The sequence below is a fragment of the Thioalkalivibrio sp. ALE31 genome, assembly GCF_000377405.1.
Classification (GTDB): domain Bacteria; phylum Pseudomonadota; class Gammaproteobacteria; order Ectothiorhodospirales; family Ectothiorhodospiraceae; genus Thioalkalivibrio.
Map to the genome: position 1 here is coordinate 15,507 of NZ_KB905023.1, position 11,470 is coordinate 26,976.

The window sequence follows — 11,470 nt, forward strand, 5'->3', positions numbered from 1 at the left end:
AAGGGCTTCCGCCGATGATTGTCTACGCCCGCCCGCTCCTGCTGCTTGCCGTCATCCTGCCGCTGGCGACTGGCTGCACCGCCGTGAAGGTTGCCGGCACTGCCGGGAGCGCCGCTGTCAGTGTCACAACCGGAACCGTAAAGGCCACCGGCAAGACCGCCGGGGCGGTGGGACGCGCCGTCACCCCGGGCGGCAAGCAGGACGATGATGACGCCGATTGAAGTGTCCGGGGTCGGCCGCCCGCAGCGAACGGAACTGAAACGCGGTTCCTGACCGAAAGGGCCGCGCCGGACGGCCTTCATTCCCCGGCGTCCGTGCGGCCTCGTTCGCACGGCAGCCCGGCCCGCCACCAGGCGAACATGCCACCCTGAAGCTGACGGGCATCGTAGCCGTGCGCCCGCAGCTTGCGTACGGCCGGGATGCTGCGGTGTGCACTGAGGCAGATGGCCACCACGGGGCGTCCGCGATCCAGCTCCAGGCCGGACAGCGCCGCCTCGGAGAACCGCGTAATCGGGAGATGGCGGGCACCCGGGATGCGGCTCCAACGGTGCTCGACCCCGGTACGCACATCCAGCAACTGCACCTCGGCGTTTTCCAACGCCCGCGCCAGATCCTCCGGACTCATCTCCGGCACGCGGCCGAACGGTCGCCACTGGCTCCAATCCATCGCGATCACCTCCTGTCCGGATGCCTGTACCCACCCCGAGCATAGCGCCACCCACCCCCGCGAAACGCCTTGGCCCCATCCCGCGAAAGACAAAAAGCATGCCCTACCCTTTTCTAGGCCTGCCACGGGTAAACATACAAGCCTGCTCGCAGGTGGAGCCCCTGCCAAAGCTGGCTGCGGCCCGGGACAGCTCATCATCCCGGCTGGGGGGGGATAGCACTATCGATTCGGGTATTAGCGGGGACTGGTCTGCAGTCTGTCGCGGGCCGCCTGCAGCAGATCGATATCGAGCTTTCGGGCCAGCAGCAGGAGGTAGATCTGCACATCGGCGATCTCCTGGCGCACGGCCTCATGGGTCTCGGCGGACAGGTGCCGCGACTGCTCCTGGGTAAGCCACTGGAAGGGTTCAATCAGTTCGCCGACTTCACCCACCAGTGCCATCGACAGGTTCTTCGGCGAATTGAACTGCACCCGACCGCGCTCCTCGACGAATGCCTCCAGCTGCACGATCAACTCTTCCAGCCCCTGCGCTCCTTGCGAATACCCTTTCATCGTCTCCCCGTGGTATCGACCCTTGGGCATGCCTGCATCGTACACAAGGCCCGCATGCTCCAGTAATCACGGCCACGCGGCCCTGGCGATTGCAACCGCCGACGATTCACGTCCCACCCTCGCCATCCGGGTTTTGTTGGGCCATGCTGCAGGCTGCGACTTGCCAATGACAGGTCCCCAGCGACCGGTCGGGCGCCGCGCCCTCGAACGAAAAGGAGCTTGGCATGAACCTGGAGAAGGTGATCTTCGGCTTTTTCATCATCCTGGCGTTCACCCTGAACTTCGGGTTCTTTCTCGGCGAGATCGACAATCCGGCGCATCACAACGTATACGAGTTGTTCGCGGCCATCGTGGTGAACGTCGTGGCCACCGCCCTGAAACTGGGCGACCGGACGCAAACCGGTGCACTGCTGCTGGCCAGTTCGCTGGTGGCGGTGCTGCAGCTGTTCGCGGCCGCGGTAGTTTGGGGCTACGCCAGTCACGTGCATGCCGGAGGCATGGATGCGATGTTCATGGCCAGCATCGTTTCACTGGCGGGCGGGGCCATGGTGGCGAACCTGATCTCGGTGCTGCTGCTCATCGCGGATACGGTGGCCCTGCGCCGCTAGAAACGAAGCCGTGGCCCCCACGATCAACAAGGTGCTGTTCCTGTTCCTCCGACGCATGCGGGCGCCCCTGCTCGCGCTGACGGCGGCCTATGCGATATCGGTTCTCGGCCTGGTGCTGATACCCGGCGTAGACGACCAGGGCGAGCCCTGGCGCATGGATTTCTTTCATGCGTTCTACTTCGTCACCTACATGGCCACGACCATCGGCTTCGGCGAGATCCCCCACGCCTTTTCCGAGGCGCAGCGGATGTGGACGGTGTTCGCCGTCTACCTGTCGGTGGTGGCCTGGCTCTACGCGATCGGCAAGATCCTCGCGCTGATTCAGGACCCGGCCTTCCGTCTGGCGGTCAGTCAGCATGCGTTCGACCGCACCATCCGCAAGCTGCAGCGACCGTTTCATATCATCTGCGGGTATGGCGACACCGGCGCTCTGGTGGTGCGTTCGCTGCTCGGGCGCAATGGCTTCACGGTGGTCATCGACCAGAATCCGGACCGTATCAACGAGCTGGTACTGGAGGATTATCCGCTGCAGATCCCCGGCCTGTGCGCGGATGCCAGTGTGGCCAACCGTCTGCTGGAAGCCGGGCTGCTCAACCCCCACTGCCAGGGAGTGGTGGCACTCACCAGCGACGATTCGGTGAACCTGCGTATCGCGATTGCCGCCAAACTCCTGAACCCGGACCGGCCCGTGATCTGCCGTGCCGAGAGCCATGACACGGAGAAGAACATGGCCTCGTTCGGGACCGACCAGATCATCAACCCCTTCGACATCTTCGGCCAACGGCTGACCCTGGCGCTGCACTCCCCCGCGCACCACCTGCTTCACGAGTGGCTGGGCAGCATCCCCGGGAGCCCGCTGCCGATGCCGATCGATCCGCCCTGCGGTCGCTGGATCCTGTGCGGCTTCGGCCGCTTCGGCAAGGCCGTCCATGCCGGGCTCACGCAGGAAGGCGTGGAGGTGACTCTGATCGACACCGATCCCGAGGGTGCGGACTGCCCGCCGGACTGCATCAAGGGGCGTGGCACCGAGGCGGACACCCTGCAACAGGCCGGCATCGAGAGCGCCTCGGGCATCGTGGCCGGCACCGAGCGCGACGACTACAACCTGTCCATCGTGATGACCGCGCGCGAACTAAACCCGGACCTCTTCATGGTGGGGCGGCAGAACCACGAGCGTAATTCGCTGCTGTTCGGAGCTGCGGACCTGCCAATGGTGATGCGCCACGACCGGGTCATTGCCGAGGCCATTCTGGCGCACCTGACCTCGCCGCTGTTACCGCGTTTCCTGGAACTGAGTCGCGAGCAGTCCACCGAGTGGGCCAACGAACGGGTCAGCGCCATCACGGCGGTGGTGGGTGACCGTGTACCAGCCATCTGGACCGAACAACTGGACGAGGCATCGGCCCCGGCACTCCTGCAACACTTGAAGCACGAACCAGTCACCCTGGGCCAGTTGCTGCGCGCCGATCACCCGGAACGCCAGCGCCATGCCTGCATCGTCCTGCTGCTGCGGCGCGAAGGCGGCACACCGGAGATCCCCGCACCGGACGACGATACACCCCTGCAGCCCGGCGACCACATGCTGTTCTGCGGCCGCTTCGCCAGCGCGCTGGCAATCTCCCACACTCTGCGCGACGAGCATGCCCTGCGCTATCTATTGACCGGCGAGGACAGCCCCGAAGGCTGGATCTGCCGCGCGCTGCGCTCCGCCCGCGGCCAGACCGCCTAAAGTTGTTCCGGGCTATTCCCGGGAAACTGAACCATGCCGGCCTTCGGCGGCACGCTGAACCGCCCGCTCGGCAGACCGGAAGTCCCATGATTTCAGGCGTTGCTCGAGAGGGCTGGGGACTACCGGCATAATCGCGGTCCAGCGAACGGGACTGCCGGCAGACCAAGGAAAGTCACGCGATGGCGAGCGTAAAAAGTACCTGCTACGAGTGCGATGCGAACTGCGCGATCGACGTGCACCTCGACACGAACGGCGAGCCGGTGAAGATCGACGGCCCCGACTGCCCGCGCTGCTACGTCCAGCTGGATCGACGCAACCATCCCGAACGCCTGCTGCACCCGCTGCGGCGCACCGGACCGCGCGGTAGCGGCGAGTTCGAGCGGATCTCCTGGGACGAGGCGCTGGATACCATCGCCGAGCGCCTGCGCGCGACCCGGGACGCGCACGGTGCCCCGGCGGCGGCGTTCTTTGCCGGCTACACCAAGGAGGCGCGGCCGCAGCTGCAGCGCCTGGCGCATGCCTTCGGCTCGCCCAACTACCTGACCGAGAGCGGCTGCTGCTTCTCCGCCACCAAGGTGGCGGAGGAGGTGACCTTCGGCACCAAGATCAAGACCTCCTCCACCGTGGCCTCGGATGCAACCCGCTGCCTGCTGGTGTGGTCCACCAACCCGCGCGGCTCCATCCCGCCGTTCCATCAGCATGCGCTGGCCGCGGCACGCCCCGGCTGCGCCACCGTGGTGGTCGACCCGCGCGTGACCCCGCTGGCGGAACAGGCCGAGGTACACCTGCAGATCCGCCCGGGCACGGATGGCGCGCTGGCGCTGGGCATGCACTACCTGATCTTCGAGAACGGCTGGCAGGACCAGGCCTTCCTCGACGAATGGGGCAACGGGGTGGAGGCCTTTCGCGAATACGTGTCCGGATTCCCGCCGCAGCGGGTGGCGGCGATCTGCGGCATCGAGGAGGACGATCTGAGGCGCACCGCCGAGCTCTACGCGACCCGCGCCCCGGCGCAGATCATGCTCTCGCCCACCGCCACCGTGCAGCATTCCAACGGCTTCCAGAATCACCGCGCGGTTACCCTGCTGGCTGCGGTCACCGGCAACATCGACCGCGAGGGCGGCAACCGCTTCTTCAACGACAAGGTCACGCCGCAGCCGATCGACCTGTTCGACCACTGCAAACAGAACCTGCCGCCGCGCATCGGCGACGAGACCTTCCCGGTGTGGACGGCCCACTGGCCGGCGGCGCAGAGCATGCTGCTGCCGGACGCGATCCTCGACGGCCGGCCGCAGCAGGTGCGCTCGCTGCTGGCGATGGGCATCAACACCGCGATGTGGCCGAACTCGAAGCGCATGGAACAGGCGCTGGGGGCGCTGGATTTCTTCGCCGTGTCGGACTTCTTCCACAACCCGGCCACGCGCATGGCGGACATCGTGCTGCCGGCCGCCACCAGCCTCGAGCGCCCGGCGCTGATCGCCTATCCCGGCTGCAACTTCCGGGGCGAGCTGCGTTACCGGCATCAGGCGGTGGACCCGCGCGGCGAGGCACGCGCCGACGCCGAGGTGTTCCTCGAGCTGGGCGTGCGCCTGGGGATGGCGGAGCAGTTCTGGAACGGCGATCTGGAGGCGAGCTGGGCCGAGGCCGCCGCGGGCATCCCCGAGACCATCCGCGAGCAGGTGTACAACGACCCGGACGGCGTGACCGTGTTCGCCAAGGCGCTGGACGACATGGTCGAGCACGGCTTCGAGGAGGGCGACCGCCAGTACCGCCTGCACGGCTTCCGCACGGTCAGCGGCAAGGTGGAGTTCGACGCCGCCGAGCTGCGCGAGGCCGGGCACGACGGGCTGCCGGTCTGGCGTGAGCCGGCCGAGAGCCCGGTTTCCACGCCGGAGCTGGCGCGCGACTATCCGCTGGTGCTGACCAGCGGCGCGCGCCACAAGCACGCTACCCATTCGCAGCACCAGTACCTGGAGCGCATGCGCCGGGCAATGCCGGAGCCGCTGGTGGAGCTGCACCCCGAGGATGCCGCGGCGCGCGGCATCGCTGATGGCGACACCGTGGAGGTGCGCTCGCCGCGCGGGCGGGTCGCCTTCGTGGCGAAGGTCACCGACCGCATCAAGCCCGGTGTGGCGCACTGCCAGCACGGCTGGAACCACGCCAACGTCAACGAGCTGACCGACGCCCGCAACCTCGACCCGATCAGCGGCTTCCCCGCGTTCAAGTCGCTGCTGTGCGAGGTGGAACGCCTGCACGCCGGGCACGAGCAACGCCTGCCGGAGGCGGGCTGACCGTGCCCTTCGTTGGTGTTCTGCCCGAGCGCCGGCACCTCTTCCGGCCGCAGCCGCGTCGCGAGGTGGCGGTGTCGGATGCCGCCGCCTGGCGCTTGAACCCCGCGCATCGGCATGTCTACGACAAGCTGCGCCTGGCCCTGGATGCGGGCCTGACCGCCGCGCCCTGCGGGGTCGCGCCCACGGACCTGGGGCTGGACGCGGCGGACACGGTGTTCGTGAAGCCGATCACCAACCTCGCCGGCATGGGGCTGGATGCGCGTGCCCTGCCCGCTGGCGAGGTGCCGGCCGAGCCCGGCAGCTTCTGGTGCCAGCGCCTGGAGGGCGCCCACACCAGCACCGACTGCCTGGTGGAGAACGGCGAGGTGCGCTGGTTCGCCCACACCCGCGGCTCGGACGAGAAGGACGCCGCACGTCCGATCTACTGGGAGATCGGCGCCGCCGTGCCCGAGGTTGAGCCGTGGATCGCCGACTGGGTGCGGCGCAACCTGACCGGATACAGCGGCATCTGCAACATCGAGCTGATTGGCGAGCGACCGATCGAGGCCCACCTGCGCGGCTCCAACGGCTTCTTTGACTTCTACGGCCCGGCCTTCATCCCGGCCTGGGTGGCGCTGGCAGACGGCGAACCGTTCACCCCGCCCCCGCCGATCCCCGGCGGCTTCGTCATCTCGGTATTCGGCGAGATCGAACTGCGGGACGCCGACTTCCGAGCCGCCGAGGCAGCCGGCGTGAATCTGCAGCCGGACCCGTCCACCCCGGGCCGCGCCGCCATCCTGCGCTGCCAGGATCGCGACGCCGGCTTCGCCCTCTACCAGCACCTGACCGGCCACACGCTGTAACCCCTGACGCCCGGCCCATAACCGCCGGCAGCCCGAGCGGGACAGGAACAACGTCGTGATCTGCTTGCGGCTGCCCCGGCAGCAGTCGCCAGCTGCGCAGGGCGGGGGTATGTTGGCGGCATGGAGATCGACCCCGTCATCCGCGAGTGGCTGCGCCTGGCCGGGCAGGCGCCCTCCTCGCACAACACCCAGCCCTGGCGGTTCCGCGTGGATCGCGCGGGAATCGAGGTCTGGACCGATCCGGCGCGCTCGCTGCCCGTGAACGACCCGACCGGGCGCGAGCGCATCATCAGCTGTGGCTGCGCGGTGCTGAACCTGCGCGTGGCCGCCGCCGCGGACGGCCAGGGCCTGAACGTGCGCCCGGAACAGGCGGGCGACGGCCCGTTCGTACGCCTGCTGACCGGGCACCACGGCGGGCCGGACCGGCAGGAGCTGGCACCCCTGCGGGACTGTATTGGCGCACGCCACTCCTGGCGCGGCCGGTTTCGTCCCGACGCACCCGCCCCGGACATCATCGCAACCCTCGTGCAGGCCGCCCGCCAGGAAGGGGCCTGGCTGCGCCCGGTCACGGACCCGGAATGCCGCGGGGAGGTCGCCGAGCTGGTCCGGGCGGCGACGGCGGCACAGTGGAAGAACCCGGCCTGGCGGCGCGAGCTGACGCACTGGATGCGCACGCCCTCGCGCGGCGACGGCCTGGCGGTCGGTCGGTTGAGCGGCGGTCTGACGCGCTGGAGCGTGCGCCACCTGGTATCCGCCCGGGCGATGGCCCGAGACGAGGCCCGCGCGGCCCGGGCCGCCCCGGTGCTGCTGGCACTGGGCACCGGGATCGAGGGCCCGATGCAGTGGCTGACGGCCGGACAGGCCCTGCAGCGCGTACTGCTCGAGGCCGCGCGGCACGGGCTCTGCGCCCGTTATCTGAATCAGCCGATCCAGCTGGCCGAATGGCGCCCGAAACTCGCCGAACTGCTGGGCGAGGGCCAGCCACAACTGCTGTTCGCGCTCGGCCGCCCGGACGGCACGCCCCACCCCACGCCGCGACGCCCGCTGGACGAGATGCTGAAGCGCTGAGGGCACCGCCCGCTCGCGCTCCATTCGAGACGACACGCGGCAGGGGCATGAATGGCGTGCGCTACACTGAACCCCCGTTCACCTCCCGTCCGCCGCCATTAATCGTCATGCTGCTCACCCTGCTCGTTATGTTCGCCCTGCTGGGCCTTGGCCTGGCGCTGATGCTCTGGCATGCACGGCAGGTGTTTGCGGTGGAACTGCGCGATGGTGCGGCCCGCGTGCGGCGCGGCAAGCCGCCGACCGCGTTCCTGCGCGGCTGCGAGGAGGTCGCGCGCCAGTTCCGGCTGCAGCGCGGCCGGATCACCGCCGTGCGCACCGACGCCGGCGTGCAGCTGCGTTTCTCCCGCGATCTCCCGAAGAAGACACACCAGGCCTTTCGCAACGTCTGGACACCCCCGCCGGGCGGCGGCGGTGGCGGCGGCATGCGCGCGACGGGATAACACCACCACGGCCTCGACCATCGCCCTGGTAGGCGGCGCCCCCGTAGGCGAGCGCCACATCGAATGGAATTTCGTCTCCAGCCGCCGCGAACGCATCGAACAGGCCAAGCAGGACTGGCAGGACGACCGCTTCCCGAAGGTCCCCGGCGACGAACACGAGTTCATCCCGCTGCCCTGACTACCGGGGCCGGTACCTGCGAGAGTTGCGCCACAGGATGCTCTCGATTACGCCGCGCAGGTCAGCGGAACCGGGGCCGACCCGGGCGTCCGGGTCAGATCTCGGTATCCACCTGCGAACCCCGATTGGCCTGATCGGTAGCATCCAGTGTGCCGTCGGGTTGCAGCGTCTCGCCAAACCCGGCAGCCGCGTCAACCGACGCCGGCTGCACGCCCGGCGCAACAGCCGAACCGGCAAAGCTGGCCAGGCCCGCCGCTGGGGCCATCGCGCCCATGCGGGCGCTGTCCGTTGTGATCGACGTTGTACTCGACGTGGCCAGCACCTGGATGGCCGGTGCGGACAGGGCGGGCGCCTGTGCCGGGCCCTGGGCATGCGGGGCATCTGCGGGGTTGGCCCGGGTCTCCTGCCCGCTGGCAGTGCGCGCCTCCTGCGTCGACTGTGCAGCGGCATGGGCAGGGGACTGCCCATTACCCTGACCACCGGGTGTGTTCCCGTATTGGGGACGATTGAATGCGGCGCTGGCTCCGATTCCGTCAAGCATGGCTCGGCTCCTGGGGTTTCATCCGTCCGGCGCTAGTAGCGGACAGTGTGCACTTCCGGAACGCGAGTCCCGGCTCGGACCGGTGGAAAAGCAGGGACCATGCCAGGCCCTGCCGCTGATCGGCCAGGGCGCCCCATGGCGCGCCGCGTGCGCCATCCGGCCCCGCGTCCGGGTTGCATTGATCGGCAAGCACGATCCGGTCCGCCGGAACCGGGTTGCCGGCATGCTGCCCTGGCGGGGGTGGTGTTCCGGCGGCCCGGGACCGACACTATGGGCACGCGGCCGACGGCCGCGAGGACCGCAAACCGCGTACCGCGCGGCCCGCTTGGGCAAAGGAAGGAGACACCTGCATGCTGCTGGCCCTGCTACTGATGATCGCGCTGCTGCTGGCGGCCGGTGCCGTGCTGATCTGGCAGGTCAGCATCATCTTCAGCATCGAGATCGAGGACGGACAGCCGCGGGTCCGCCGTGGCGACCCGCCAAAGTCGTTCCAGCACACGGTACGGGACGTGGTTCGCCGCTACGGCATCCAGCAGGGTCGCCTGACCGCCGTGCGCCGCCAGCAGGGGCTGCAACTGCGCGGATCGGCCTCGATACCCCGAGAGGCCAGATCCGAACTGCAGCACGCCCTGCAGCGCATCAAGGTAGGCCGCAAGCGCCGCAAGAAGCGGCGCTGACCAAAGCCGTGCCCGTGGCTTGCGCGCCCGCGCCCGCTCCCACACCCGGGGAGACCGGCCAGCACGCCGGGGCCTGGTTCGTCTACCTGCTGGAATGCGCGGGTGGGCGCATCTACACCGGGGTGACACCGCGCCTGGCCGCCCGCATGGCGGCCCATGGCAGCGGCCGCGGTGCCCGTTTCACCCGGATGCACCGGCCCAGGCAGCTGCTCGCCGCGCGGCCTTTTGCCTCTCGTGGCGAGGCGCTGCGCATGGAGCTGCGCATCAAGCGCTACAGCCCCGCCGCAAAACGGGCCCTCGCCCGCGACTGGGCACACGCCGCCAGCATCTGCCGGCTGCCCTCGGCGACGTGACTACTCCAGCGGCTGCTGGCGCGAGTGCCGGAACTGCTCCTGCACCGAGGCGGAAGGCTTGCCGGTCAGCAGGCTCACCACGACGATGGCCACGGTCGCGAAGATAAAGCCGGGCAGCAACTCGTAGACGTCGAACAGCCCGCCCTCGGCCTGGTTCCAGAGGATCACGGTAACCGCGCCGACCACCATGCCGGCCAGCGCCCCGTTGCGCGTCATCCGCGACCAGTACAGCGCGAGGATGATCACCGGGCCAAAGGCCGCGCCAAAGCCACCCCAGGCGTAGGCCACCAGGTCCAGTACCCCGGCCTCCGGCGCCATTGCCAGCAGCAGGGCCACCAGCGACACGCCCAGTACGGCGGCACGGCTGATCCACACCAGCTCGGTCGCCCCCGCCTCGGTGCGCAGGATGCCGCGGTAGAAATCGTTGGTGATCGCACTGGCGGAGACGATCAGCTGCGAGTCGATGGTGCTCATGATCGCGGCGAGGATCGCCGCCATCAGGATGCCCGCCACCCACGGGTTGAACAGCGCGCGGATCAGCTCGATCAGCACGGTCTCGCCGTCTGCCAGCGGCGCGTCGGCAAAGTAGGCGATCCCCATGTAGCCCGTGGCCACCGCGCCGATCAGGGCCAGGACCATCCAGGTCATGCCGATCAGCGTGGCGCGCGGCACGTCGCGCTCGGAGCGCAGCGCCATGAAGCGCGCCAGGATATGCGGCTGGCCGAAATAGCCCAGCCCCCAGGCCAGCAGCGAGATCATGCCGAGGAAGGTCATGCCCTGCAGCACCTGCACATGCGTCGGATCCACGGCGGCGACCTCGCTCTGCACACTGCCCCAGCCACCGACCAGCACCACCGCGAACATCGGCACCACCAGGAGCGTCAGGAACATCAGGATGCCCTGCAGGAAGTCGGTCCAGCTGACCGCGAGGAAGCCGCCGAGGAAGGTATAGCTGATGATCACGATGGCGCCGACCCACACGGCGGTCTCGTAATCCATGCCGAACGAGCTCTGGAACAGCAGACCGCCCCCGACCAGCCCGGCCGAGATATACAGGGTGAAGAACACCAGGATCACGATCGCGGAGACCACGCGCAGGATACGCGTGCGGTCCTCGAAGCGGTTCTCGAGGAAGTCCGGGATGGTCAGGGAGTCCTTCGCCAGCGCGGTGAAGCGGCGCAGACGCCCGGCCACGAACAGCCAGTTCAGCAGCGCACCGACCACCAGCCCGACCCCGATCCACAACTCGGACAGGCCGGACACGTAGATCGCACCGGGGAGCCCCAGCAGCAGCCACCCACTCATGTCCGAGGCCCCGGCACTCAGCGCGGCCACCCCCGGTCCCAGGCGGCGCCCGCCGAGCACATAGTCCGACAGCGTGGTGGTCGTGCGGTAGGCCGCGATCCCGAGGATCAGCATCGCCGCCAGATAGGCGGCAAAGGTCACCAGGGTGGGCATCGGCATGTTGATCTCCATGGAGAGTCTCCTCGTATCAGGCCGATGGCCCTTGTTGTTGTGGTACTC

At 68.7% G+C, this 11,470-nt stretch carries 13 protein-coding genes and 1 pseudogene; 10 read left to right on the forward strand and 4 right to left on the reverse strand.

The window, feature by feature from the left end:
- The first annotated feature begins 14 nt into the window (after nt 1-14).
- The gene (locus D103_RS0107900; RefSeq protein WP_018876426.1) at nt 15-221 is read left to right on the forward strand and encodes a hypothetical protein; all 207 of its coding nucleotides are present in this window, start codon (nt 15-17) and stop codon (nt 219-221) included.
- 77 nt (nt 222-298) lie between these two features.
- On the opposite strand, the gene D103_RS0107905 is transcribed toward D103_RS0107900, so the two are convergent.
- Together D103_RS0107905 and D103_RS0107910 are read right to left on the reverse strand one after the other, a co-directional pair.
- The gene (locus tag D103_RS0107905; RefSeq protein ID WP_018876427.1) at nt 299-667 is read right to left on the reverse strand and encodes a rhodanese-like domain-containing protein; all 369 of its coding nucleotides are present in this window, start codon (nt 665-667) and stop codon (nt 299-301) included.
- 234 nt (nt 668-901) lie between these two features.
- Nucleotides 902-1,219, reverse strand: a complete 318-nt coding sequence (locus tag D103_RS0107910) for a nucleotide pyrophosphohydrolase (protein ID WP_026280306.1) — start codon at nt 1,217-1,219, stop codon at nt 902-904.
- Between the two features lie 224 nt (nt 1,220-1,443).
- On the opposite strand from D103_RS0107910, the gene D103_RS0107915 reads away from it, so the two are divergent.
- From D103_RS0107915 to D103_RS0107945, 7 genes and pseudogenes are all read left to right on the forward strand, one after another.
- A complete protein-coding gene (locus tag D103_RS0107915) occupies nt 1,444-1,827 on the forward strand; it encodes a DUF6394 family protein (protein WP_018876429.1) in 384 nt (127 codons plus the stop codon).
- A 10-nt stretch (nt 1,828-1,837) separates the two neighbouring features.
- Nucleotides 1,838-3,556: a TrkA family potassium uptake protein gene (locus D103_RS0107920; protein ID WP_018876430.1), complete on the forward strand. Its 1,719-nt coding sequence runs from the start codon at nt 1,838-1,840 to the stop codon at nt 3,554-3,556.
- A 179-nt stretch (nt 3,557-3,735) separates the two neighbouring features.
- Nucleotides 3,736-5,847, forward strand: a complete 2,112-nt coding sequence (locus D103_RS0107925; protein ID WP_018876431.1) for a molybdopterin-dependent oxidoreductase — start codon at nt 3,736-3,738, stop codon at nt 5,845-5,847.
- A gap of 2 nt (nt 5,848-5,849) precedes the next feature.
- The gene (locus D103_RS0107930) at nt 5,850-6,689 is read left to right on the forward strand and encodes a hypothetical protein (protein ID WP_018876432.1); all 840 of its coding nucleotides are present in this window, start codon (nt 5,850-5,852) and stop codon (nt 6,687-6,689) included.
- Nucleotides 6,690-6,809: 120 nt separating this feature from the next.
- Nucleotides 6,810-7,757, forward strand: coding sequence for a nitroreductase family protein (locus D103_RS0107935; protein WP_018876433.1), 948 nt, complete (start codon nt 6,810-6,812; stop codon nt 7,755-7,757).
- A gap of 107 nt (nt 7,758-7,864) precedes the next feature.
- The gene (locus tag D103_RS0107940; protein WP_026280307.1) at nt 7,865-8,197 is read left to right on the forward strand and encodes a DUF3634 family protein; all 333 of its coding nucleotides are present in this window, start codon (nt 7,865-7,867) and stop codon (nt 8,195-8,197) included.
- Nucleotides 8,198-8,201: 4 nt separating this feature from the next.
- Nucleotides 8,202-8,375, forward strand: a pseudogene (locus D103_RS0107945) (pirin-like C-terminal cupin domain-containing protein); the annotation flags it as partial.
- 94 nt (nt 8,376-8,469) lie between these two features.
- Here D103_RS0107945 and D103_RS14305 read toward each other — a convergent pair.
- Nucleotides 8,470-8,916 (reverse strand): hypothetical protein, encoded by a 447-nt coding sequence (locus D103_RS14305; RefSeq protein WP_018876436.1) that lies wholly within the window; start codon nt 8,914-8,916, stop codon nt 8,470-8,472.
- A 350-nt stretch (nt 8,917-9,266) separates the two neighbouring features.
- Between D103_RS14305 and D103_RS0107955 the strand changes: the two genes are divergently transcribed.
- Entirely contained in the window at nt 9,267-9,593 is a 327-nt protein-coding gene (locus tag D103_RS0107955; RefSeq protein ID WP_018876437.1) for a DUF3634 family protein, read from the forward strand.
- A gap of 14 nt (nt 9,594-9,607) precedes the next feature.
- A complete protein-coding gene (locus tag D103_RS0107960; protein ID WP_018878065.1) occupies nt 9,608-9,946 on the forward strand; it encodes a GIY-YIG nuclease family protein in 339 nt (112 codons plus the stop codon).
- On the opposite strand, the gene putP is transcribed toward D103_RS0107960, so the two are convergent.
- Nucleotides 9,947-11,422, reverse strand: a complete 1,476-nt coding sequence (gene putP, locus D103_RS0107965) for a sodium/proline symporter PutP (protein WP_018865730.1) — start codon at nt 11,420-11,422, stop codon at nt 9,947-9,949. It lies immediately after the preceding gene.
- Nucleotides 11,423-11,470: the final 48 nt, after the last annotated feature.